The sequence below is a fragment of the Acinetobacter sp. NIPH 542 genome, assembly GCF_000369825.1.
In the GTDB taxonomy this organism is placed as follows: domain Bacteria; phylum Pseudomonadota; class Gammaproteobacteria; order Pseudomonadales; family Moraxellaceae; genus Acinetobacter; species Acinetobacter oleivorans.
Genome location: NZ_KB850206.1, coordinates 785,621 through 811,170 on the forward strand (window position 1 = coordinate 785,621; position 25,550 = coordinate 811,170).

The window sequence follows — 25,550 nt, forward strand, 5'->3', positions numbered from 1 at the left end:
CATTTATTTTCAGTGCTTTATGGATGGCTTAATGATAGTTTTAGAGTTATCCGAAAGGACACAATAACGACGAACATACGAATAATAATGAATTGAAGGTAGGACCCAGTGTTTATTAGTGTATTTGATCTTTTTAAAATTGGTATTGGTCCATCTAGCTCCCATACAGTTGGACCCATGCGAGCGGCATACAGTTTTGTGGATGATTTATTGAAGCAAAACGATTTACAAGCAACGGTTAGAGTTCAGGTGAAGTTATACGGTTCGCTGTCGGCAACGGGTGTCGGTCATGCGACAGACAAGGCTATTCTTTTAGGCTTAATGGGCTTTGACCCTGAACATATTGATACTCAAGCAACTACAAACTTGATTGAAGATGTTCTTGAAAATAACGCCATCCAGCTTAATCAGCAAAAGAGTATTTCTTTTGACTATAAACGTGATGTACTTTTTCTTGATGAATCTTTGCCTTATCACCCCAATGCAATGGAGTTGATTGCGTATAACGAGACGGAAGAAATCTTATATGAAGAAACCTATTACTCGATTGGTGGCGGCTTTATTATTAGTCAAAGACAATTAACACAAACCCAATCTGAAACCAGTGACGTTAAAGTTCCATATCCATTTCACAGTGCGGCTGAACTTTTAAGCTTATGTAAAACTCATCATTTATCAATCAGTGAATTAATGCTTGAAAATGAGAAAAGCTGGCGCAGTGAAAGAGAGATTCGCACCAAGATTATGGACATCTGGAAGGTGATGCAACAATGCATTCACAACGGATTAATTAATGAAGGAATATTACCGGGCGGATTAAACGTAAAACGTCGGGCTAAAAAAATTCACGATAAATTATTAAATAAGAAAAATTCAAACCTGATTGTGACGACTTTTCATGCCATGGAGTGGGTCAATTTATTTGCCTTAGCGGTAAATGAAGAAAATGCTGCTGGCGGCCGAGTAGTCACAGCTCCTACAAATGGTGCAGCTGGAATCATTCCAGCGGTCTTATATTATTACGTGACTTTTTCTAAAGATTTTTCCGAAGACAAAGTGGTTCGTTTCTTTTTGAGTGCGGCAGCAGTTGGCATTTTATGTAAGCTCAATGCATCTATTTCTGGTGCAGAAGTAGGATGTCAGGGCGAAGTAGGCTCAGCTTGTGCGATGGCTTCGGCTGGTTTAGCCGAGATTTTAGGTGCATCACCTGAACAAGTGGAACATGCAGCTGAAATTGGCCTTGAACATAACTTAGGTTTAACGTGTGACCCGATTGGTGGTTTGGTTCAAGTTCCTTGCATTGAGCGAAATGCAATTGCAGCCGTAAAAGCCATTAATGCAGCACAAATGGCACTTCATGATGAAGGTGAGCATTTTGTGACGCTCGATAAAGTCATTCAGACCATGAAAGAAACAGGCAGAGATATGTCTGAGAAATATAAAGAGACTTCAAAAGGTGGCCTCGCTGTTAATGCAATTGAGTGCTAAAAAATAAGATGGGGCATCTAGCCCCATCTTATTAACATTAAAACTATTAAATTAAATCTTTTTTATTTCTCTTATAATTTTTAATCTTTTTCCAACCGATTTTTTGTAAATTTTCAATTGATCTTCAGTCGTGCCAATAATGTATTGATCGGCATAAAAAGCTAATTTTGTATTAACTTGCCTAACGAAATCTATTGATACGTAATTTATACCTTTTTTAAAGCGCTTAGATTTATTAATCATATAGCCCAATTTGGGAGAAATTGCATAAAAAAAGTCTGCCTCATCTTCAGATGGAACAGCCATATCATTTTCATTTATTGCTTCATGTACATTAATAATTGGGTGATCTGATGTTATGAAATCTTCATTTGTTTCATTAATTAATAAACAATGTATATCAATTTTTCGTGTTTCAAAAAAACTTTTTCCTATATTCATACCAAACATATAACTAATAAACCACCAAGATTCTTTATAAATTTTCTGTAACTCTGGGTCTGTCTGAGTAGATAAGATTTTATCTCTGAATGGTTTGGTTCTGGCAATTTGGTGTCCCCAATAGCTCATAAAATTAATCATATTTTGAATATCATCCAAAACTGATAAATCATGGTTTTTTAAACTTTTTAGGATAGCACTAACACCATTCTCATGTGCCGTATGCAGCTTTTCTAGTGTATTACTTTTAAATACTTCAATATAAGCTTGGACTTTCTCATCTTTTTTCCCTGATTTTATATACAGTGATTCGATTGCTTGAAATTGTAAGAATGAATCTAAATAAAGTTTATGTAGTTTTTGTAGTTCTTCTGGTGATTGTTTTGATATAAATAAGATTAGCTTTAAATGTTCGTCTGTAATGAACTGATACCTATAGAAGTCTTTTTCCTTAAGAATTGCTTTAACACTGTCATGAGCTATTTTAAGTTTCTTTGTTGTATACCACACATCTAAGTTATTTAAGGACCAATTTTTTAAGTAATTAGCCCATACATAGTGATTTTCTCTTTGTTGTTCTAATTGTTTCGGTGTCATTTCCATTTGATGATTTAGTACCATTTTAAAGGATTATTAAAATTAACCTAGTATAGTTTATACCAAATATTTATCATTCACCCAAAAACACTCTACCACTAGGCTGTTTTTATTTCCCCCTCTATAACGCCCCACTTAACAATAACTCCTTCATTATTTAGCCTTACTTTTTTAATGATTTAATTTAAAACAAATGGCATTTTGCGTGCTTGACTGCAATTGGACAGAGCACTATCCTTTGCCTGCTGGCCACATTGCCAGTCGGTCGTCGCGGACCGTCCCTTAGGAGCATTAAAGGTTTTATACTTTTAGTGTGTACACCCTCGTGCCCCCTCTATGGTGGAACGGAGGGGGACACCCTTGGGTGTGCTGGAGTCTTAAGGCCAGTCCGCGAACCCCCTTCGTTCTGCCACCATAATTTCTATTCATGTCGGCAGAACTCCAAATAAAAAGGAGTTGGCTTTGCACATCAATTATTTCTTGGCTCTCGATGCCAAAAGCTATAACGACACAGCCTAAAATTTAAAGGAGCTTGATCACCCTAAGGTTTTCAGGCTTTAAGTCGTTACGGCTCAAAAAACTTATTTGAACAACAAAACTTGAGATGTGCTATGCACAGTCTTTATAGGCTTTGCTGTGCTTTTTTTCTCCCAAAAAAGTATCTCGTTTAGAAACAACAATAATTTTTTATAACGGTAAAACAATGCCAAAGTTAGTTCTTTCAACACGTGCCATGCAAGTCATTAATACGTCGATTCATTTATTTCACCATTTTGGATTTCATACTGTTGGAATCGACAGAATTGTGAAAGAGTGCGGAATTCCAAAAGCGACTTTTTATAACTACTTTCACTCGAAAGAGCGATTTGTTGAAATCTGTTTAACTGTGCAGAAAGAGCGCTTAAAAGAAAAAGTGGTTTCAATTGCTGAGTACCATCAAGGCGCAAGTGTGGGGGAGAAACTCAAGAAACTTTATTTCTTACACACCGATGTAGACGGGATGTACTACCTATTATTTAAAGCTATTTTTGAAACGAAACTGAGCTATCCAAAAGCCTATCAAATCGCGGTGAGATATCGAACATGGCTAATCAATGAGATCTACAGCCAACTTATAAAACTAAAAACCGATGCGACTTTTCAGGATGCAAAACTATTTTTATATATGATTGAAGGCACAATCATTCAGCTTTTAAGCTCAGATGGGGCAGTCGATCGGGAAAAGGTGCTGGATTGTTTTCTAAATTCTAAATAGAAGGTCAAAGCGTTAATAAACTTTGGCTTCGTGTATTAAAAAAAACCTTGATGAAATGGACAAGGCCTTATTTACTTTAAACTTGTTTGTTCAGCTCAGGTGGTAAATGCTGTGCCAAATAATCGATTGCGAGGCGGGTTTTCAGTGGCATAAAAGGCAGCGTAGGCCATACCAAATGAATCGGAAAAGCAATGCTTGACATGGTTTCTAACACTTGAACCAGCTTACCATTCTGTAATTCATTTTGAATAAGCCAGTCGGGCAGCCAAGCGATACCAGCTCCAGCAAGTGCTGCATTTTTAATGGCCTGCAAGTCATTTAAAAGAAGCTTTGCTTTGGGTTTAATAAATAAAGGCTCGCTATTTTCCTGTTGAAGTTGCCATTTTTTTATTTGACCAAAATGTGGATCGGCAATTGTGGCGTGGTGGTCTAAGTCTTCAATATGTTCTAGGGGACCTGCTTCATTTAAATAATCAGGTGAGGCACAAAGTAGCATTCGATGCTGACCAATCAGTTTGGCAACCAACTGAGTGGTGTCAGGCAATGAACCAATTCTTATACATAAATCAAAACCTTCTTCGACCAAGTCTACAGTTCGATCATTAAATGAAATTTCTAGCTGTAAGTCCGCATGCTGTTGAGCAAATTTAACCATGAGTGGGGCTGCAAAGAGTTGCCCGAACAGCACTGGCACAGACATTCGTAAACGACCTGTTGCGTTAATTTTCCCTTTGTCTAATAAAGCCGCTGCATTTTGTATTTCGCTCAACGCTCGGCGGCTATGTTCATAAAACAAAGCGCCTTCATCAGTCATGCTGAGTGTTCGCGTTGTTCTTTTAAATAAAGCAACGCCAAGCTGATCTTCAAGCCGAGCAATATTTTTACTTATGGCTGAGCGAGTTAAATGCAATTGCTCGGCAGCTTTTACAAAACTTCCAGCTTCAACCACAGTCACAAATATAGAAATTGCACTTAGCTCATGTTGCATGATTGTTGCCTAAAAGGAACCAATATAAAGAAATAATATCACCACTGTTGAATTTATTGTGGAGTTAATATGGTTTCATCAAAAATGTGGAGATGGTCATGGCTAAAATATTGGTATTAAAATCCAGCATTATGGGTGAGGTTTCACAAACCAATCGCCTCATTGATGTCATGCTTGAACACCGTAAAGACCAAGGTTTGCAAGATGACATCACCATACGCAATTTAGCGGAAATGAATCTGCCTGTATTAGATTTAGAAATCTTTCAGGCGCTTCGTGGGGCTGAAAATAACAATCAAGACATTCAACGAATCGTTGCTTTATCTGATGAATTAATTGCTGAATTAAAAAGTGCTGATTTATTGGTCATTGGCGCACCGATGTATAATTTAAATGTACCGACTCAACTCAAAAACTGGTTTGATTTAGTGGCACGCGCAAGACAAACATTCCGCTATACCGAAACCTATCCTCAAGGTTTGGTGGAAGGAGTAAAGGCCGTGGTGGTAAGTAGTCGAGGCGGTATTCATGTCGGCCAAGAAACTGAGGCAGTCACGCCTTATCTCAAAGCAGTGTTAGGTCTAATGGGCATTCATGGAGTCGATTTTATCTATGCAGAAGGCCTAGATATGCAGGCATATCGCAGCAATGCATTAGACCTCGCAAACCAGCGAGTTAAAGAATTCGCCGTTTAAAATTATGAGTTGAAACTCTTGTATTCATGGTTAGGAGACAAGAGTTTCTAAGTCTATTTAAATCACATTTCTAAGTTCATTTGCCGTGTTGCGCAGCAATGGCAAAATTTGCTGAACCAAATAATCTTCTTGTACACGGTTAGTTTGAGACATGCAGTTTAGCGCTGCTACCGCTTGACCTTGTGCATTAAATACAGGAACTGCAATCGCAATCACTCCAAGCTCATGTTCTTCTTTAGAAAGACAATAATCCGATAACGCAATGCCCTTAAGCACTTCAAAAAACTTCGACTCATCTACAATGGTAAAAGGGGTTAAGCGCTTTAAACCATAAGTCTTTACCCATGCATGCTGAGCTTCTTCGGGCAGTGCTGCCAGCAATACTTTACCTGTAGACGTTGCATGGGCAGGCAGTCGGTTTCCTAAATGCATGCCATAAGGGCTGACACGTAAGTTATCTTGCTGCGGTAAATAGCTACGGGCAATCGGCACCACTTCGTTATCATCCAAAACTACAATCGAAAAAGTTAGAGACGTCTGCGCACACAAAAGATTTAAAAATGATTGAGCAACTTTAGGCAGGTGGGCAGAGCTTAAATAAGAACTCGAAAAGCGCAGCACGCGATGAGTGAGCCAAAAGTAATGTTCATCGGTTTCTAAATAGCCTAAGTATTTTAAAGTTTTAAGATAACGTCTTGCCGCGGTACGACTAATGCCAGTTCGCTCGGCTACTTGAGTGACATTGAGCCGTTGCCGATCTGTTCCAAAAGCTTCGAGTAAAGCTAAACCTTTTGCTAACCCTGCAATGTAGTCTTCTTGACGAATTTTCTCATGCGAGTTTGGGTGCTCTAAAAAAGCATCGAGAGAAGGCATCCTTTCATTCCTGTTATTTTGGTTGTTTCTGTCCGCTATTCGGACAAACTAAATGATAAACGGTTATTTTCGTCTTGGATACATAGTGCACAAAACTTAAAGCCAGTAATTTAAAAGTCAGGATGAAACAAGGATGAAGTTATGGATATTTTAAAGACACAGGTTGCAATTATTGGATCTGGACCAGCAGGGTTATTGCTTGGGCAACTTTTATATAAAGCTGGCATCGACCATATTATTGTTGAGCAACGTAGTGCTGAATATGTGGCTTCACGGATTCGTGCAGGAATTTTAGAGCAAGTTTCGGTCGACTTACTGAAACAAGCAGGCGTTGACCAAAACTTAAAAGAAAAAGGATTACCACATTCGGGCATTGAAATCTTAACCAATGGTGAATTGCATCGAGTTGATTTAGCCGCACTCACGGGTGGTAAACAAGTGACCGTATATGGTCAGACCGAAGTCACCAAAGATTTAATGACTGCGCGTGAAGCAGAGCAGCTCACTTCATTTTATGAAGCTCAAAATGTACAAGTGAAAGATTTTTACACTGCACCAAAAGTTGAGTTTGAGTACCAAGGTAAAGCCTTTCAAATTCAGTGTGACTTTATTGCTGGTTGTGATGGCTACCACGGTGTCTGCCGTGCCAGCGTGCCAGAAGATAAAATTAAAACCTTTGAAAAAGTTTATCCGTTTGGCTGGTTAGGGGTGTTGGCAGACGTTCCACCTGTAGCCGATGAACTCATTTACGTACAGTCAGAACGTGGATTTGCTTTATGCAGTATGCGTTCTGAAACGCGTAGCCGTTATTATTTACAAGTCCCTTTAACAGATCACGTCGAAGATTGGTCAGATGAAAAGTTTTGGGATGAGTTAAAAAACCGCCTAGATCCCGAAAGCCGTGAAAAGCTAGTAACTGGGGCCTCTATTGAAAAAAGTATTGCGCCGTTACGAAGCTTTGTGACCGAACCAATGCGCTTTGGAAAATTATTTTTAGCAGGTGATGCTGCGCATATTGTGCCACCGACAGGAGCAAAAGGCCTAAACCTCGCGGCTTCCGATATTGCTTATTTATCAAGTGCGCTTGTTGAATATTATGTTGAAGGTTCCGAGCAAGGGATTGATCAATATTCAGAGAAATGCCTACAACGGGTATGGAAAGCAGAGCGTTTTTCTTGGTGGATGACTCATTTATTACATCGTTTTGAAACTGAAAGTGAGTTTGATCACAAGATTAAACAGGCCGAGTTAAGTTATGTACTGGGTTCAATTGCGGGTAAAACTACATTGGCCGAAAACTATGTAGGTTTGCCTTATGAGATTAAGCAAATTGATAGTTTTAAGCACGCAAGCTAAAGGTTAGGTAAAAATAAAAAGGGCATGAAAATGTCCTTTTTTTATATAAAAACTTAAGTGGGACGTAATAGTTTAAGAGATTGTTTTGCTTAAAAGATCAGCATTAATAAAAGCTTTTGTCACATTTTTTCAGTATATTGCTATTAATTTCTTTATTTATAAATTCTAAGTTTATATGGAACAGGACCAAGCACGCATACCTAAATATATTCCTATCCGCGATGCAATTGCCCATGATATTGAATCTGGCATATTAGAAGCCCACGCAAAACTCCCATCAGAAAGAGTGCTTTCGGAACAATTCCAAACCACTCGTGTGGCTGCACGTGAAGCTTTACTGGCTTTGGAAACTGATGGCTTGATTTATCGCTTGGACCGCCGTGGTTGGTATGTTCGTTCTCCTCGTATTATTTATCACCCGCAATCGACAAAAAACTTTAACCAGTTTGTGATTGAACAAGGCTATGAACCTTCTACAGAAGTGATTTCGAGTGAGCTAACCACAGCCACTTCTTGGGATGCCAAGCATTTAAAAGTTGAAAAAGGGCATCCAATTTATTCAGTTTGGCGACGTCGTTGCATTAATGGACGACCTGTTTTGGTTGAGCATTTACGTGTGAATGCTGAGCTTTTTCCTGAGTTTTTAACTCATGATCTAAAACAATCCATTACTTTACTCATGGCAAATCAATATAACTGCCATATCACTAGAGCCGATATTAACCTGTATCCGACCGCTTTATCCGACCAACAGGCGAAAGCATTGCATGTAAATACGGGCGCACTCGGTTTATATATTTGTCGTAGCAACAGAAATGAGCAGGGTGTAATCACCGATGTTGACCAAGAATATTGGCTACACGATGTTTTAGATTTGCACTTCGAAGCGCGAGCATAAAAATATAATCTGGTTTAAACCAGATTAATTAAACTGTCATATAAACCTGTTGAAATACGATCATCAAATAATTGCATTCGATGGTTTGCAGATGAAACAGTATGTTCAACAGACAATTAAACTCGGCACTGCATCAGTTTTAGGTGTGGTAGTCGCTATTCAAATGGGATGTTCATCGGCAACATCAAAACAATCAGAAGAAATTACAGTCTATACGGCAGTGGAAGCCGACCAGCTTAAACAGTATCAAGAAGAATTACACAAAGCCTATCCTGAACTCAAAGTAAAATGGGTGCGTGATTCAACTGGTGTAATCACCGCTAAACTTTTGGCAGAGCAGAAGAATCCTCAAGCGGATGTGGTTTTTGGTGTGGCTTTAACCAGCTTACTGGTCATGGAAAAGAAGGATATGCTCGAGCCTTTTAAACCTGAAGGCATCCAAAATTTAAAACCAGAATTTGTAAGCCAAAAAACTGTTCCGACTTGGACGGGTATGGATGCATGGGAATCTGCAATTTGTGTCAATAAAATAGAATTAGAAAAACGTAAATTACCTATTCCAAAAACTTGGAAAGATTTAACCAACCCGATTTATAAAAACCTGATTGTGATGCCAAACCCAGCCTCAAGTGGCACAGGGTATTTAGATGTGACAGCTTGGATGCAGATCTGGGGTGAAAAGCAGGCATGGCACTATATGCAGGCTTTAGATAAAAACATTTCACAATATCCTCATTCGGGTTCAAAACCTTGCAAGATGGCTGCACAGGGCGAAATCCCAATTGGAATTTCTTTCGGTTATCCAGCCTTTAAATTAAAAGCAGAGGGTGCACCTTTAGAAGTGGTTTATCCAACTGAAGGTTTAGGCTGGGAAATGGAAGCCTCAGCAATTGTGAAAGGAACCAAGAAATTAATTAGCGCACAGAAATTTATAAATTGGTCGGTAAGCAAAGCAGCAAATGAAGCCTATGCCCATAACTTTTCAATGGTGGCCTACAACGGCATTGAAAATACCACTATGGACTTCCCGAAAAACCTTCCCCAAATGCTCGTAAAAAATGATTTTTATTGGGCGGCCGAGCAGCGTGAACGTATTTTGGCTGAATGGTCAAAGCGTTTTGAAAAGTGATCTTTTGGATAAGGGCCTCATTATGCAAATACCTTCTTCATTGCAATCATCGCTGCTGGGTCAAAACCAAAAGGGCGAGTTAGCAGGGCATTTATTGTCGACATTAACGACCTATAAATATCCTGAACAGGGTCCGTCGGTTTTAGAAGTGGTGGATATTCAAAAAAAGTTCCAACACTTTCAGGCCCTAACGCATATTAATTTAGACCTGAAAGCTGGCGAGTTCGTGAGCTTTTTAGGGCCTTCTGGATGCGGTAAAACCACATTGCTACGCATAATTGCGGGTCTAGAAAAACCTGATTATGGAAAGGTTATAAAAAAGGGCGCAGACATTACTTTGTTGAGTGCTGAAAAGCGTCACTGTGGCATTGTGTTTCAGAACTATGCGTTATTTCCAAACTTAAACGTTGAAGAAAATATTGCGTTTGGCTTAGACAAAAAGAAATGGGATAAGGCACAGCGTAGTCAACGAGTTCAGCAATTATTAGAACTGATTGAATTACCCGATATTGCTAAAAAATATCCAAATCAATTGTCGGGTGGGCAGCAGCAACGTGTTGCGCTTGCTCGTGCAATTGCACCGAAGCCTGATATCTTACTGTTGGATGAACCATTGTCTGCACTCGATGCTCAGGTACGTCTAAACTTAAGACAAAAGATTCGTTCGATTCAAACGCAGCTTAACTTGCCCACCATTATGGTCACACACGATCAAGAAGAAGCGTTAAGCATTTCTGACCGTGTTGTGGTGATGAATCATGGCGTCATTGAGCAAATTGATACACCGCACAATATTTACTACAAGCCACAAACCCAATTCGTTGCAAAGTTTATTGGCACCATGAACTTTTTAAAAGCCACTTGTTCAGTCGCCAATCAGCTCGAGGTTTTAGGTTTTATTCCCCTAAATTTGGAGCAGCAAAAACTTAAAGCTGGGCAAAACTACAACATTGGTTTTAGACCCGAAGCTGTCGAGTTGGTTGATGATTTTGGTAGTGATAAAGAATCGTTGTATTTACCAGTTAAAGTATTAAGCACTGAATTTTTAGGTGCAAAACGCCGTTTATTTTGCGCTATTCATATCGATGGAATTGAGCAGGCAAAACACCTTTTGCAAATTGAGATTGAAAATACAAAGTTTAAATCTTTGCAAGAACTCATGTTTATAAAAGTGCCTAATCAGCTCATCCATGTCTTTGACGAACAAGGGTACGCACTATGTTAAATGAAGCTGCTTCAGCGGTTTTAAAAACACAGCCGCGTCGGAAAACTGACTATTCATTAAGATCAAATATTGGTTTGGCTAGCGTCGCAATTGCTTTGACTTTAGCAATTATTGCTCCTTTAATAATGCTGTTTGAAACTGCATTTTTTGATGAAAATCAAAACTTTGTTGGCCTTGAAAACTTCTATAATTATTTTGCAAGTCCAGCTTTACTCAGCTCTGTATTTAACTGGGTGTGGGTTGCTTGTGCTGCCACTGTCATTACAGTGTTGCTTGCCAGTATTTATGCTTTTGCACTTACCAACGTCAATATGAAAGGCAAAGGCTTCTTTAAAGTGGTCGCTTTTTTACCCATTTTAGCGCCGTCACTTTTGCCCTCTTTGGCACTGGTTTACTTGTTTGGTAAGCAAGGTGTATTAAAACCTTTACTGGCCGATATACAAATTTATGGCCCAATCGGTATTTTAATCAGTTACTGTTTTTGGCTATTTCCAGCAATTTTGATGTTGATGATGGTGTCTTTTCGCAGCGTCGATCAGCGTTTAATTGAAGCATCTTTGTCGCTCGGCAAAAATATCTGGAAGACCCATTACCATGTCACGCTACCTGCAATTCGCTATGGACTCATCAGCGCAAGTTTAGTGGCTTTTATTTATGTACTGACCGATTTTGGGATTCCGAAAGTCATTGGCGGTTCATTTAACATGATGGCGCTTGATGTCTATAAACAGATTATTGGTCAGCAAAACATGAGCATGGGTGCGGTGATTTCGATTCTATTATTGCTACCAGCAGTTTTTGTGTTCATTTTTGATCGTATACAAAGCAAACGTCATGCACGTTTTCAAGCTTTTCAGGCTAAACCTTATGTCTCTGCGCCTAATAAAAAACTTGAAGTCGTTCTGAGCCTATTTTGTGGTTTGGTTTCAAGTGCGATTTTGCTGATTATCTTTACGGCTGTGTTGGCTTCATTTATACAGTCTTGGCCTTATGATTTGTCTTTGACCTTGGCACATTACAGTTTTGAATATGTCGATGGCGGTGGTTGGGCAGCGTACTTTAATTCGGTTCGAATGGCACTCTTTAGTACAGTTTTTGGAACAGCACTCATTTTTATGGTGGCACTGTTAACTGAACGTTTTAAGGCACATCCTCTCATTAAAAATTATGTGCAAGCTTTAGTTTTATTACCCCTTGCTGTACCGGGGTTAGTTCTAGGTATTGCCTACATTTTGTTTTTTAACCAGCAAAGCAACCCGTTAAATGTGCTGTATGGAACCATGACCATTTTGGTGATTTCAACCATCGTGCATTATTACACCGTGCCACATCTTACTTTAACCAATGCCATTAAACAGATTCCGCTACAACTCGACCAAGCAGCACAAACTTTAGGAACATCGAAGTGGCAAACCTTTTGGAAAGTATATTTGCCAATGTGTTTTCCAGCGCTATGCGATGTATCGGTCTATGTTTTTGTCAATGCCATGACCACTGTGTCAGCTGCGATTTTCCTCTATTCACCAGACACCAGTTTAGCAGCGGTGGCCGTTTTAAATATGGATGATGCAGGAGACACGGTTGCTGCTGTTGCCATGAGCATTTTGATTTTAACCACCTCATGTGTTGTAAAACTCATTCATTGGTTATTTACCCGAAAAATTATGGCAAGAAGTCAGCAGTGGCGTGAAAGCTCTCATTAACTAGCGTTTAGCTAAACACAATTTTTATTTAACCGAGTGAAACGAAATGCTTTGTTTAACAAGGCAAGGGTTTATTCATTCTAAATTTTGCAAATTGGAAGTCTTATGAATCACGTACAGTTTGATTTAATTATTGTCGGTGCTGGTATTTTAGGTTTGTCCGCAGCCATACAGGCACAAGAACAAGGCTTAAAAGTTTGTATCTTCGAGAAAAATGCTAAGCCAGTGGGGGCGACTCGCCGTAATTTCGGCATGGTCGGGACATCGACATTAACCCATCCTGAACAGCAGTGGCGAAAGTACGCTTTTGAAACGCGTTCTTTTTATCAACGCATTCAGGCTGAAACCGATATTTCGTTTGCTCAACGCCAAGGTGTCTATCTCGCCAATACGGCACTTGAATGGCAAGTTTTAAATGAGTTTACCGAGCGTGCAAATAACTACCAAATTCCAGTTCATTTACGAAGTCATGATGAGCTGGTCACCCAATTTTCCTATTTAAATCCTAAGCAACAGTTTCAAGGCGGCTTGGTTTTTGAAGAAGATTATTCGGTCGAACCACATGTGATTGGTCAGCGACTGTTGGCATATGCCGAAAGTAAAGGTGTAGAAATTTATACCAATGCTTGTGTTGTTCAAACTCAATATCAGCATGGAAGCTGTCACGTTCGTTTGGCAAGTGGAGTGACTTATCGGGCAAATAAAGTTTTGATCTGTCACGGTGAAGTCATCGATGTTTTATATCCAGATCTTTTACAAAGTTTGAACTTGAAACGTTGTGGCTTACAAATGGCCCTGACCCAACCATTTCAACAAAAATTAAATGCTTCTCTTTATTCAGGCTTATCTATTTCACGTTATCCAGCTTTTGAAATTTGCCCAAGTCATGCTGAGCTGGTTAAAGCATCGCAACAGGGATTTATTAAAGAGTTCGGCATTCATATTCTGATTAAACAAAATGAATTTGGTGAACTGATCGTAGGTGATAGCCACGAATATCATTCGATTAATGAAGCGCCTCAGTTTGAGCAGCGTGAAGAGATTAATGAGTTTATTCAAACGTACTGCCACGAAAAATTAGGGCTGACTTTACCGCCAATTCAAAAACGTTGGAATGGTTATTACCTGACCCATGAACATGAGTTGGCCTGTATCACTGAAGCTGAAAAAAACATCCTTCTGGTGAGTGCAATTGCTGGCAAAGGCATGACCACAGGGGCCGGATTTATGAAAGAAGTATTAGAACAAAATATTTACTAGTTTGTCATCTGGTTTAAACCAGATTGATGTATATTGAAATGAACGCGAAAGAAATGAGTAACATTATGAACATGCAACCCCAACTCGATATGGATTTAGAAAACAAGTATTTGCTTCTTACTCCAGGACCATTATCAACATCGGCAACAGTACGCCGTGCCATGCAAAAAGACTGGTGTACTTGGGATCAAGAATATAATTCACTGGTACAAGATATTCGTAATCGACTGGTCAACTTGGCAACCAGTCAATCTGAAAAATATACGGCTGTGTTAATGCAAGGCAGTGGTAGTTTTGCCGTAGAGTCTGTGCTTGGTTCAGCTATTCCGCGTAATGGCAAAATCTTAATTATTAATAATGGCGCATACGGTGCACGCATGGTGCAAATGGCGCGTTGCCTAAATATTGAAGTTGTAGAACTGAACTATTTAGAAACCCAGTCACCAGATTTGCAAGAGATTGAAGGTGTTTTACAAGATCAGACCATTAGCCACGTTGCTTGTGTGCACTGCGAAACCACCACAGGTATTTTAAACCCGATTCAAGACATTGGCCGTTTGGTGAAAGCAGCAGGAAAAATCTGGATTGTAGATGCGATGAGTTCATTTGGTGGAGTGCCAATGGATATGGCTGAGCTTGAAATTGATTTTCTAATTTCAAGTGCGAATAAATGTATTCAAGGTGTTCCGGGCTTTGGTTTCATTTTGGCGAAACGGGATTGCCTAGAAGCGTGTAAAGGTTTGGCACGTTCGGTTAGCCTCGATTTATATGACCAGTGGAACACAATGGAGCAGCATAACGGTAAATGGCGTTTTACCTCGCCAACCCATGTGGTACGTGCATTTTATCAAGCATTGCTTGAGCTTGAGACAGAGGGCGGAGTAGCTGCACGTTATCAACGTTATTTACAAAACCAACAAACCTTATCGCAAGGTATGCAACAGCTTGGTTTTGAATTGGTATTGGGCAATCAAGCACCCCAATCACCAATTATCACTACATTCCTTTACCCAACAGTTGAAACATTTAGCTTTCAGTCATTCTATGAAACGTTGAAAAAATCAGGTTATGTAATTTATCCGGGCAAAGTCACAGATCTCAACTGTTTCCGTATTGGCAATATTGGCGAAGTTTATATTCAAGACATTGAAGGACTTCTTGCTGCGATTGCCAGCTACTGCGAAAGCAATCTCAATCAAGCTGTAACAGCATAACTTTTATTAAAATATTTGGATTAAAGGGAATACACCATGACGACCAACAATACACAAATTCAGGCTGTGGTTTTTGACTGGGCTGGCACAACTGTAGATTTTGGCTCACGTGCACCAATTTTAGCTTTTATGGCTTTATTTAAAGACAATAAAGTTGAAATTACGGTTGAAGAAGCGCGTGCCCCAATGGGTTTAGAAAAACGTGACCATATTGCAGCAGTTTTAAAAATGCCACGTGTAGCGGCTGCATGGCAGGAAGTATATGGGAAGCCTGCAACTGAAGCAGATATTGACCGTTTATATAAAGACTTTATTCCTTATCAATTAGATTCGATTCCAACATGCTCGGCTTTAATTCCGGGGGCATTGGAAACGTTTGAAAATATTAAAAAGCGTGGTGCAAAAATTGGAAGTAACACGGGCTATGCATCCATGATGATTGGTCGTTTGGTTAAAGATGCTGCTGATCAGGGCTATCGACCGGATTGCATTGTCACTGCCAGTGACGTGAAATATGGCCGTCCATATCCTGAAATGCTATGGAAGAACTTAATTCAACTCGACGTATCGGACATCAAAACTGTTGTAAAAGTAGATGATACTGTGGTGGGTATTGATGAAGGTTTAAACGCAGGATGCTGGACAGTAGGGCTTGCAATTAGCGGCAATGAAGTTGGTTTAAGCTATGAAGAGTGGAGCACGTTATCGGCTGATGAACAGATTGTGCTAAAAGATAAGGCCTATCGAAAAATGAATGCGTCGGGCGCTCATTATGTTATTGATAGTGTCGCTGACTTGCCAAATGTTTTAGATGATATTGAACGCCGTTTAGGGCAAGGGGAACGACCTTAAACAAAGTTTAGGTCTATATATTTTTAAGCGTAGCTCCCTTGGGAGCTACGCTTACCTAAAAAATTAAAATGAAGAGTAATAAACTCTACATATTTGAAAATAAGGATTAACTTTAATGAGTAAATTCCTTATTTTTGGCTAACGATTTAAAACACATGTTTCGATCGTTAGCACTATCAACCAGATAGGCATATGACCTATTTGATAGATCTATTTATGACTTTTGAGGGTCATATAATTTTTCTTTAATGAATAGGGCTGGTATCACACCACAAATCAGGTAGGCAGCACCCATCACGACAAAACCTAACCCAATTGAGCCGCCAGAGGCTAAGAAACCAATCGTTGCAGGGGCTAACGCAGCGCCTAAACGTCCGACATTATAAGCTCCACCAATGGCTGTACCGCGAATGGCAGTTGCAAAGCTTTCGGTCATATAGGTTGCATTTACGCCATAAGGGATGCCGTAGAGGAAACCAAAGGTGACCAATAAATATAGAATGTTGCTTGGTGAGTTATAAAAAACAATTAGAGGTAGGAAAATAGCAGTACCGATTGCACCAAAAGCATAGGTAAAACGACGTCCTAATTTATCTGCCATCATGCCCGCAAGAACTTTACCTAAAATCATGGCGGTATATGTACCTACCATATAGGCAGTCATTTCTTTAAACTTCATACCGAGTTCACTTTCAAGGTATGACGGCATCCAGTTATTTACGCCATAGTAGCCAAACTGTAAAAAGCCTGCTGTTAAAGCCCATAAGATAAACATATTGCGGTTTCGTTTATCTTGGAAAATAAGCTTAAATGCCGAAGTTTTCGATGCGTTTTGAGCCAAAATAGGTTGTTGAAGTCGAGACTTTTGCCATGCTTCTGGTTCGGGTACTAAAATATGCATGAGCACAGCAATAACAACGGGAATAATCGCAATATAAAACAGCATGCGCCAGCCATGATCAGGAATAATCCAACCTGCAAGCAAAGTCGCAACAATATAGCCTACGGTCCAGCCAGCTTGTAGTGTGCCCAGTACTGTTGTACGGAAACGTGTTGGTACATATTCGGCCATGAGGGTATTGCAGGCAATATAAAGTGAACCCAAACCAAGTGATGCAAAAAATCTTAAAATACCAAATTGAAGAAAGCTCTGAGTAAAACCTAAGCCGCAGGTGAGGAGTGAGAAAATTAAAATAGAAATAACAACAATGCGGACGCGACCAAATTTATCGCACGCCCATCCCCCAAAAATTCCACCAACAGCCATACCTGCCAGTGTAAAACTGCCAAGCATACCTGCTTGTACTGAACTTAATCCAAAATCTGCCTTAATACTATTTAAGCTATAAGACAGCAGCATCAAATCTGCACCATCTACCAATAGTGCTAGAAATGCAAAAATAAATGCTATTTTCCACGTATGAGGCTGTATACGAGAAAGACCTTCTTTGTAATTTGTAGCCATAATCCATTACCTACATTTGATTGAAAGTACTTCAAGTCGTTTTGAAGTGCTTAAAATTTGATTAAGACGCAGCGCGAATCATGTTTCGGGCAATAATCATTTGTTGAATTTGGGTCGTGCCTTCATAAAGGCGGAACAAACGGACATCTCGATAAAAACGTTCAATCGCATATTCACTGATATAGCCCGCACCGCCATGAATCTGTACGCAGCGATCAGCAACGCGGCCACACATTTCGGTTGCAAACATTTTTGCGCATGAGGCTTCAGTGCTAACGTTTTGTCCTGCATCACGTAGGCGTGCAGCGTCTAAGACCATACATTTAGCGGCATAAATCTCAGCTTTTGAGTCGGCAAGCATGGCTTGAATGAGTTGGAATTCAGCAATTGGTTGTCCAAATTGCTTGCGTTCGATGGCGTAATTTAAAGAATCATCTAGCATTCGGGTTGCTGCACCGACGCTCAAGGCAGCTATATGCAAACGGCCTTTATCGAGTACTTTCATGGCCGTTTTAAAACCAACACCTTCAACACCACCAATGAGCGCTGAGGCTGGAATGCGACAATTTTCAAAAATCACATCACAGGTATGGGCACCTTTTTGTCCCATTTTTTTATCGCGTTTGCCAAGAAAAATGCCCGGAGTTTGGCTATCGACAATAAAGGCAGAAATGCCACCAGCGCCTTTAATATCAGGGTTTGTACGTGCCATGACTGTAAATACACCAGCGTGAGGAGCATTGGTAATAAAACGTTTGGTACCATTTAAAATATAAAAGTCACCCTCTTTTAGTGCGCTGGTTTTTAAAGAGGCAGCGTCAGAACCCGCATCTGGTTCGGTTAAGCAAAAAGAACTAATCACTTCACCACGTGCTAAACGCGGCAAGAAAAATGATTTTTGTGCTTCAGTACCATCAATAATCAGGCCACTTGAGCCAATGCCATTATTGGTTCCAATGAGAGAGCGAAAAGCAGGAGAGGTACGACCTAATTCAAAAGCCACATAGACCTCTTCTTCCATTGTCAGTCCAAGACCTTCGTACTCTTCAGGAATGGTTAAACCAAATAAACCGAGAGCTTTCATTTGCTCAATAATATCTTGAGGAATTTCATCCGTTTCAGCGACTTCATTCTCATGAGGAATTAATACACCTTCAACAAATTGTCGAATCATATCAACAAGTTGATCTAAGGTTTCCTGATCACGAATCATAGTCTCGTCCTTTTACTACATGCAGAAAACATCAATGTGATGTTCGTAAAATCACCAATATTTGAAGCGATAGTAATCAAAGGATGAACGCAAAACAATATATTTTGAAAATTAATTTCGCAATGCGATACTTTGTTGTTGATTTATGTTTGGCTAATTTATTGATTTATTTAAGCTATATTTTCTTATAAAAAATCATTATTTTTAGTGGAAAATTATAGTTTGATTTTTAATAAGACCTGTGTATATTAAAAATATATATCGCTATGCGAAATTTTAAATGGATAAGTTTTCCTATAGGAAATAAGTCACAAAATATAGTGGGATGAAGATGGGTGCTTTAAATGGAATTCGGGTGCTTGACTTAAGTCGGGTATTGGCTGGGCCTTGGTGTGGACAGATTCTTGCCGATTTAGGCGCAGAAGTAATCAAGATTGAACGACCGAAAGTCGGTGACGATACCCGTTCTTGGGGGCCACCTTGGATGAAAGATGACTCAGGCCAAGATACTCAAGAAGCTGCTTATTATCAGTCTACTAACCGCAATAAACTATCTGTTGCTATCGACATTGCCAGTCCTGATGGTCAAGAATTGATTAAAGCCCTTATTCAAGACACCGATGTCGTGATCGAAAACTACAAAGCGGGTTCTTTGAAAAAGTACGGTTTGGATTACGAGTCTTTATCTGCGATTAACCCTAAACTGGTGTATTGCTCGATTACTGGTTTTGGCCAAACTGGCCCAAGAGCAGAAGAGCCCGGTTATGACTTTATTATTCAGGGCATGGGCGGACTCATGTCGGTCACAGGTGAGCGTGATGATTTGCCTGGTGGTGGACCACAAAAAGTAGGGGTCGCATTTTCCGATTTAGCCACTGGTCTTTACTCTACGATTGCCATACAGGCTGCTTTACTCAACCGTCATGTGACGGGTTTAGGCCAATACATTGATATGGCTTTGCTTGATGTTCAAATTGCCACAATGGCGAATCAGGGAATGAATTATTTATCATCAGGAAATATCCCTAAACGTTATGGCAATGCACACGCTAATATTGTGCCTTATCAAGTGTTCAAAGCTTCTGACCGTGATTTTATTATTGCATGTGGAAATGACACTCAGTTTATTCAACTCTGTCGTAGTATTGGGTTGCCCGATTTACCAAATGATGTACGTTTTGCCCGAAATGCAGACCGAATCAAGCATCGTGAAGAAATTATCGGAATTTTACAAACTCACTTTTTAACAAAAACAGCAGATGAATGGGTAGATGCAATCTATGCGGCTAAAGTTCCCGTCGGTGTGATTAATAACTTGGAACAAGCTTTTCAAGAACCGCAAGTAATTGCCCGAGAAATGTTAGTCGAGATGAATCATCCTCAACGTGAGAAATTGAAGGTAATTGGCTCGCCAATCAAACTTTCTAGAACACCCGTTGAATACAAAACAGCTCCTCCGTTATTGGGTGAACATACGCAGGCGGTTTTGGGAAGAGTAGTTTCTTCAGAAAAGTTAGCAGAGCTTAAAGAAAAGGGTGTAATTGGGTAGGTAGCTTAAAAGCGGAAGGTTAAAATTATATTTAAAATCAGAAAATAAAATATTTAATCTTTCGCTTTAATGAGTTAAATGAAGTTATCTTTTAGATGCAGACTCGGATGTTTGCTCTTTTGCTATTTATAGAAAAAATAGATTATAATTTTCGCAGTGCGAAACAAAATATGGATTGGTATGACAATGAACGATGCAGTTGATGCAGAACCGACAGAAAAACTATTAGCGCCGTTAAGGCATGAATTATTACATCCGATTGAAGACATGCAGGATGAAAATGATCGCCAATTTATTACTGCATTAGCACGTGGTTTAGAGCTATTACGTTGTTTTACACCGAAGCATCAGCATTTGGGTAACCAAGAGCTTGCTCAGATGACAGGTTTGCCAAAACCAACCATTACTCGCCTTACACATACCTTGTCGCGTTTGGGTTATATCAAACAAGTGCCTAACTCAAGCAAATTCCAGCTTTCAGTAGGGGTTCTTGCATTTGGTTATTCCATGCTGTCTAACGTATCGATTCGTTCTATTGCTCATCCATATATGAAAAATTTGGCAGACTATGCTGGCGCTGCTGTAGCCATGGCAACACGCGATCGATTGAACATGATTTATCTTGATGTGGTACAAGGCAAAGGCAATATGACCATGCGCCGTCAAGTTGGAACCTATTTACCGATTCATTTAAGTTCTATGGGGCGTGCATGTTTAGCTGCAATGCCTGAAGACGAAAGAGAGTTTTTACTTGATGCTATTCGTAGCAAGCACAAAGAAGACTGGATTAAAATTAACCGTGATCTAGACAAAGCGTTTAAAGACTACCAAGATTTTGGATACTGTTTTTCAATCGGTGAATGGCATAAAGATGTCAATTCGGTTGCTGTTCCACTCATTCATGAACAACATGGTTTACTGGTGTTCAACTGTGGTGGTCCAAGTTTCATTATGAACCGTGAAAAACTCGAAGAAGATATTGCACCGCGTCTTTTACACATGGTGAATAATATTCGTACCGAGATTAGCTAAACTTATCTGATTCACTTAAAAAAGCCAGCTTTGATTTTCAATGCTGGCTTTTTAGTGGGTGTATCTAGACTGTTTGGCTGTGAAAGTTCGGTTTTCTTTTTTCTTTGAAAGCACTTAATGCTTCTTTAAACTCGGAACCCTGTAAACAGTGTGAGAAAATAGTCGACTCATGGTCAATACGATTGAGTAGATCATCGATTGGCATATCTCTTAGCAATTTTTTACTCAGTTGTAAGGCTTGACTTGGTTTATGAGCAAGTTTAATTGCCACATCGTCAACTATTTGATCTAGCTCAGTTGCTTCAAATATTTCATTCACCAAGCCATAATTTTTTGCTTGGTCTGCCGAAAATTTTTCACCCAGTAAAATAATTTCCGAAGCTCGAGCAAAGCCCAATAATCTTGGCAAGATGTAACTTGAACCCGCTTCAGGTACAAGTCCCAAATTCACAAAGGGAAACTGAAAAATAGAGCCTTGGCTTGCATACACAAGGTCACAATGTAGAAGCATAGTACTGCCAATACCAATTGCCACACCATTTACTTTAGCAATAATCGGTTTTGGAAACGTTGCTAAGCTTTTTAAGAAAACAATCGAAGCGCGTGGTTCTGAACTTGATGCGTCGCGTTTTTCAAATGCATTGACATCATTACCACTGGTAAACGAAGAACCTTCACCAGCAAGCACAACTACATGAACATCTTGATTTGTTGCAGCTTGATCTAATGCCCGACTTAGGGACGTATACATTTCATAGTTAATCGCATTCTTTTTGCTAGGGTTGCTCATGGTAAGCGTTAGTATATGTTTATTTAAACACTCATGGATTGTGCCTGTTTTTAGCTCATTTTGAGTTTTATTGTCCTGCTCCATCATTCATTCCTTTAAATAACTTTCTGTCTAAAAATTAAACTCATTAAAATAATGCTATCGAAAAATAATTCCGTTATCAATTATTTTGTTTTATATTGTGGTATAAAATTTTGTATTGTGGAATTTTTACCTTGGGTCACTTTAAATGACGGCAGAATTTATGCGTAAATAAACATCTAGCTTTGCTAAGGAAATGAGAAGCTAGCTATAGAAAAGTGAGTGGAAAGAATATGAAGACTAAAATTACAGAATTATTTGAAATCGAGCATCCAATTATTCAAGGTGGTATGCATTATGTTGGTTTTGCAGAGCTGGCTGCTGCGGTTTCTAACGCGGGCGGGTTAGGCATTATCACTGGCTTAACTCAGCGTACACCTGAAAATTTGGCAAAAGAAATTGCACGTTGCCGAGAAATGACTGATAAGCCTTTTGGGGTAAATTTAACCTTTTTGCCTACGGTGAATACCCCTGATTATCCGGGTTTTGTAGAGGCAATTATTAAAGGTGGAGTCAAGGTTGTAGAAACAGCAGGGCGTAATCCTGAACAGGTGATGCCATATTTAAAGGCTGCTGGTATTAAAGTAATTCATAAGTGTACTTCGGTTCGACATAGCTTAAAAGCTCAGCAAATTGGATGTGATGCGGTTTCTGTAGATGGTTTCGAGTGTGGTGGGCATCCTGGTGAGGATGACGTGCCAAATATGATTTTATTGCCTTTAGCAGCCGATGCATTAGAAATTCCGTTTGTTGCTTCAGGTGGAATGGCAGACGGACGCTCACTCGCTGCTGCATTAGCGATGGGAGCTGATGGAATTAACATGGGAACGCGTTTTATTGCGACTCAGGAAGCTCCCGTACATGCAAATGTGAAACAGGCGATTTTGAATGCAACCGAACGAGACACGCGTTTAATTATGCGTGCTTTGCGAAATACAGAACGTGTCATGAATAATGCGGCTGTAGAAAAAATCGTGGCAAAAGAAAAAGCGCTAGGCGATAACATTAAATTTGAAGATATTATCGAAGAAGTTGCGGGCGTCTATCCAAAAGTCATGATTGATGGCGATGTTAATGCAGGTGCATGGTCATGTGGTTTAGTCGCAAGCTTGATTCATGATATTCCGACATGCGATGAACTGGTTAGCCGAATTGTTAAAGATGCAGAAGACATTATTCGTGGTCGATTATTAGGGCTTTTATAGAACTTAATCTAGCTCCTCTAATTAACTATTAGCATACTTTATATAAGATCAGCACAAGTTTTAATTGTGCTGATCTTTTGCATCACGCATACAATAATAAAGACATAAAACGGCAAAAATTAAGCCTAAAATGCAGACACCAAACCATCCGAAGTGTTTCCAAGTGTAGCTTCCCGCCGTTGTGCCTAAAGCGCCGCCAGCAAAATAACCCGTCATATAAATCGCATTAAACCGTGAGCGTAATTCTTGATTAAGTTTAAATACAATACTTTGGTTGGTGACATGCACAGCAGAAAGAGAAGCGTAGAGAATAAGTAAGGCAATAATATAAAAAGCAAAATGGTAGGGTAAAAGTGAAAAAAGAATCCAACTTACAATAAGCCCGAGGCCACAATAAATTGAAATTTTATGGATATAGCCTTGGTCAATAAATTTACCTGAAAAATTGGCAACAAATGTTCCTAACACCCCAACAAAACTGAAAAGCCCAATGGTAAAGTCGCTAAAAAAGTAAGGCGCTGGAGCCAGAAGCAACGACATGGTGGTAAAGGTTAAACTCACACATGCAAATGTAAAACCACCAATATAAGTTCTGGTTCTTAACCGTCGACTTTGAATAAAAATCTGTGGTAAAGAACGAATGGTTTTCGCATAATTTTCAGATTTAGTCGGTGGGAATAGCCCGATATTACGATGCAAAATAAAAGCAATAACAAGTAATAGAAAACCACTGACTAGATAAATAATATTCCAAGCGAAAAGCGTAGACATCAGCCCTGAAAGGGAACGAGCTAGTAAAACACCCATCATCAATCCGCTCAGTAAAAAGCCAACCACACGGCCGCTTTGTTGAATCGGAACCAGACTTGCAGCAAGAGGTAATAACAGTTGGGCTGAACTAGAAAATAGACCAGTAATGACGGTGCCAAGCAGTAAAAGATAGATGTTGTGCGAAAAACCGCTAATAATTAATCCGCTTGAAGCCAATAACATAAAAACAAAGAGTAGCTTGCGCTTTTCTATTATGTCCCCTAATGGCATTAAGAAAAGTAAGCCACATGCGTAGGTGATTTGGGCTAGAGTCGGCACCCATGCTGTAGTCGTTTCAGTTAAATTTAGGCTTACACTAATTGAATGAATAAGTGGCTGACTAAAATAATTTCCGCCTGTACAAATGCCTGCTGCAATTGCCATTAAAATAATGGTTGGGGTATAGAGTGCGTTTTTCATCATGCCTATAGTCATAATGAAAGAGGAACTTTAATCAACACAACCATGACTTTTTTAAGTATGGTTATTAGTGCGTTTCATTCAATGCATCTTGAATATTGTGCACCATGTGGATTAAACGTGGTCCAATTTCACCTTCAAGTTTTTCTGGATTTAAATGAAAACTTGGCGCACCACAGTTAAAAACATAAAGACCATGTTTGGAGCTGACCAAAGGTACAGCCACCGAGTTCACTTCTTTATGCCATTCGCCTAAAGACAAACAATATCCATAATCTTGGTAATCACGGAAAGCTCGTTCTAAAGAGCGTTTTATGGCTGGCCAGTTTTCAGGGTTCTTTTGTTTCAGTGCATCAAGTAGAAAGTTGCGCTCACGTTCAGGGGTCGCAGCCAAGCATGCTCGACCCATTGAACTACTATGCAGTGGTAAGGTTGAGCCAATTGGTCGGCGCATATTTAAGGCTGTTTCAATTTGCACAACATCGATATACACCATATTTAAGCGGTCACGCGTTGCCATTGCCACAGGGGCCTGAACATACTGACTCAACTCATCCATATATTGATGAGCAATATTACGAATTGAGATGTTAGATAGTGCTGCATATCCTAAAGATAAAACACCAATGTCTAATGTGTATTTAGTTGAGTTAGGCAATTGTTTTAAATAGCCTAATGACACAAGGGTATTGGTAATTCGTGCAATGGTCGGTTTAGGTAACCCCGTCATTTTTGCTAATTCTTGGTTACCAAGCACCTGATTATTTGCAGAAAAGCATCTTAAAAGTTCTAAACCGCGCGCTAAAGAAGCAATAAATTGCGGGTTGTTTTCCCGATGTATATGCGAAATAGGATCTAAACGTATCTCATCAAAATTTATTGGTTTTTCAGTTTCCGTGTTTTGAGACATTCGATCCTCAAATATAATTAAAGCAATAGTTTTGCCATTATATTTCGCTATGCAAAATAAATCCATTCATCACTGCGCTGTTGTGATGAATGGATATCTGG

At 39.5% G+C, this 25,550-nt stretch carries 22 protein-coding genes; 14 read left to right on the forward strand and 8 right to left on the reverse strand.

The features are described 5' to 3' along the window. Positions 1–108 precede the first annotated feature (108 nt). The gene (locus tag F886_RS09250; RefSeq protein ID WP_005304108.1) at positions 109–1,488 is read left to right on the forward strand and encodes an L-serine ammonia-lyase; all 1,380 of its coding nucleotides are present in this window, start codon (positions 109–111) and stop codon (positions 1,486–1,488) included. Between the two features lie 51 nt (positions 1,489–1,539). Here the strand turns inward: F886_RS09250 and F886_RS09255 are convergent, their stop codons facing one another. Then, a complete protein-coding gene (locus tag F886_RS09255) occupies positions 1,540–2,532 on the reverse strand; it encodes a DUF4238 domain-containing protein (protein ID WP_416202153.1) in 993 nt (330 codons plus the stop codon). 697 nt (positions 2,533–3,229) lie between these two features. On the opposite strand from F886_RS09255, the gene F886_RS09260 reads away from it, so the two are divergent. After that, entirely contained in the window at positions 3,230–3,781 is a 552-nt protein-coding gene (locus tag F886_RS09260; RefSeq protein WP_005304113.1) for a TetR/AcrR family transcriptional regulator, read from the forward strand. Between the two features lie 76 nt (positions 3,782–3,857). Here the strand turns inward: F886_RS09260 and F886_RS09265 are convergent, their stop codons facing one another. After that, positions 3,858–4,769 carry a LysR family transcriptional regulator gene (locus F886_RS09265; RefSeq protein ID WP_005304116.1) on the reverse strand — a complete coding sequence of 304 codons (912 nt, stop codon included), beginning with the start codon at positions 4,767–4,769 and terminating at the stop codon, positions 3,858–3,860. A gap of 98 nt (positions 4,770–4,867) precedes the next feature. Between F886_RS09265 and F886_RS09270 the strand changes: the two genes are divergently transcribed. Then, positions 4,868–5,464, forward strand: a complete 597-nt coding sequence (locus F886_RS09270) for an NAD(P)H-dependent oxidoreductase (RefSeq protein ID WP_005304118.1) — start codon at positions 4,868–4,870, stop codon at positions 5,462–5,464. A 57-nt stretch (positions 5,465–5,521) separates the two neighbouring features. Here F886_RS09270 and pobR read toward each other — a convergent pair whose 3' ends face one another. Then, positions 5,522–6,337 (reverse strand): IclR family transcriptional regulator PobR, encoded by an 816-nt coding sequence (gene pobR, locus F886_RS09275; protein ID WP_005304120.1) that lies wholly within the window; start codon positions 6,335–6,337, stop codon positions 5,522–5,524. A 141-nt stretch (positions 6,338–6,478) separates the two neighbouring features. On the opposite strand from pobR, the gene pobA reads away from it, so the two are divergent. The 8 genes from pobA (at position 6,479) to phnX (ending at position 15,974) form a co-directional block, all read left to right on the forward strand. Continuing rightward, complete coding sequence (gene pobA / locus F886_RS09280; protein ID WP_005304124.1) at positions 6,479–7,693, forward strand: 4-hydroxybenzoate 3-monooxygenase; 1,215 nt, start codon at positions 6,479–6,481, stop codon at positions 7,691–7,693. A gap of 175 nt (positions 7,694–7,868) precedes the next feature. Continuing rightward, positions 7,869–8,591, forward strand: coding sequence for a UTRA domain-containing protein (locus F886_RS09285; protein WP_005304127.1), 723 nt, complete (start codon positions 7,869–7,871; stop codon positions 8,589–8,591). A 91-nt stretch (positions 8,592–8,682) separates the two neighbouring features. Beyond that, a complete protein-coding gene (locus tag F886_RS09290; protein WP_005304131.1) occupies positions 8,683–9,720 on the forward strand; it encodes a putative 2-aminoethylphosphonate ABC transporter substrate-binding protein in 1,038 nt (345 codons plus the stop codon). 22 nt (positions 9,721–9,742) lie between these two features. Next, the gene (locus F886_RS09295; RefSeq protein ID WP_005304134.1) at positions 9,743–10,945 is read left to right on the forward strand and encodes an ABC transporter ATP-binding protein; all 1,203 of its coding nucleotides are present in this window, start codon (positions 9,743–9,745) and stop codon (positions 10,943–10,945) included. Continuing rightward, positions 10,939–12,648: a putative 2-aminoethylphosphonate ABC transporter permease subunit gene (locus F886_RS09300; protein WP_005304137.1), complete on the forward strand. Its 1,710-nt coding sequence runs from the start codon at positions 10,939–10,941 to the stop codon at positions 12,646–12,648. The genes F886_RS09295 and F886_RS09300 overlap by 7 nt, the downstream gene beginning before the upstream one ends. A gap of 105 nt (positions 12,649–12,753) precedes the next feature. Further along, positions 12,754–13,908, forward strand: coding sequence for a TIGR03364 family FAD-dependent oxidoreductase (locus tag F886_RS09305; protein ID WP_005304140.1), 1,155 nt, complete (start codon positions 12,754–12,756; stop codon positions 13,906–13,908). Positions 13,909–13,934: 26 nt separating this feature from the next. Beyond that, complete coding sequence (gene phnW / locus F886_RS09310; protein WP_005304143.1) at positions 13,935–15,122, forward strand: 2-aminoethylphosphonate--pyruvate transaminase; 1,188 nt, start codon at positions 13,935–13,937, stop codon at positions 15,120–15,122. A 36-nt stretch (positions 15,123–15,158) separates the two neighbouring features. Continuing rightward, positions 15,159–15,974, forward strand: a complete 816-nt coding sequence (gene phnX / locus F886_RS09315; protein ID WP_005304146.1) for a phosphonoacetaldehyde hydrolase — start codon at positions 15,159–15,161, stop codon at positions 15,972–15,974. A gap of 214 nt (positions 15,975–16,188) precedes the next feature. On the opposite strand, the gene F886_RS09320 is transcribed toward phnX, so the two are convergent. Both F886_RS09320 and F886_RS09325 read right to left on the reverse strand, forming a co-directional pair. Further along, complete coding sequence (locus tag F886_RS09320; RefSeq protein ID WP_005304148.1) at positions 16,189–17,439, reverse strand: MFS transporter; 1,251 nt, start codon at positions 17,437–17,439, stop codon at positions 16,189–16,191. A gap of 61 nt (positions 17,440–17,500) precedes the next feature. Then, a complete protein-coding gene (locus F886_RS09325) occupies positions 17,501–18,652 on the reverse strand; it encodes an acyl-CoA dehydrogenase family protein (RefSeq protein WP_005304151.1) in 1,152 nt (383 codons plus the stop codon). Positions 18,653–18,983: 331 nt separating this feature from the next. Between F886_RS09325 and F886_RS09330 the strand changes: the two genes are divergently transcribed. Both F886_RS09330 and F886_RS09335 read left to right on the forward strand, forming a co-directional pair. Beyond that, positions 18,984–20,201 carry a CaiB/BaiF CoA transferase family protein gene (locus tag F886_RS09330; RefSeq protein ID WP_005304154.1) on the forward strand — a complete coding sequence of 406 codons (1,218 nt, stop codon included), beginning with the start codon at positions 18,984–18,986 and terminating at the stop codon, positions 20,199–20,201. A gap of 186 nt (positions 20,202–20,387) precedes the next feature. Next, positions 20,388–21,233 carry an IclR family transcriptional regulator gene (locus F886_RS09335; protein WP_013198245.1) on the forward strand — a complete coding sequence of 282 codons (846 nt, stop codon included), beginning with the start codon at positions 20,388–20,390 and terminating at the stop codon, positions 21,231–21,233. A gap of 64 nt (positions 21,234–21,297) precedes the next feature. Here F886_RS09335 and F886_RS09340 read toward each other — a convergent pair whose 3' ends face one another. Continuing rightward, on the reverse strand, positions 21,298–22,107 hold the full coding sequence (locus F886_RS09340; RefSeq protein ID WP_005304158.1) for an enoyl-CoA hydratase: 810 nt from the start codon (positions 22,105–22,107) through the stop codon (positions 21,298–21,300). Positions 22,108–22,337: 230 nt separating this feature from the next. On the opposite strand from F886_RS09340, the gene F886_RS09345 reads away from it, so the two are divergent. After that, positions 22,338–23,309 (forward strand): NAD(P)H-dependent flavin oxidoreductase, encoded by a 972-nt coding sequence (locus F886_RS09345; protein ID WP_005304164.1) that lies wholly within the window; start codon positions 22,338–22,340, stop codon positions 23,307–23,309. A 60-nt stretch (positions 23,310–23,369) separates the two neighbouring features. Here the strand turns inward: F886_RS09345 and F886_RS09350 are convergent, their stop codons facing one another. After that, the gene (locus F886_RS09350; protein ID WP_081402139.1) at positions 23,370–24,542 is read right to left on the reverse strand and encodes an MFS transporter; all 1,173 of its coding nucleotides are present in this window, start codon (positions 24,540–24,542) and stop codon (positions 23,370–23,372) included. Between the two features lie 64 nt (positions 24,543–24,606). After that, positions 24,607–25,449, reverse strand: a complete 843-nt coding sequence (locus tag F886_RS09355; protein WP_005304170.1) for an IclR family transcriptional regulator — start codon at positions 25,447–25,449, stop codon at positions 24,607–24,609. Between the last annotated feature and the right edge of the window lie 101 nt (positions 25,450–25,550).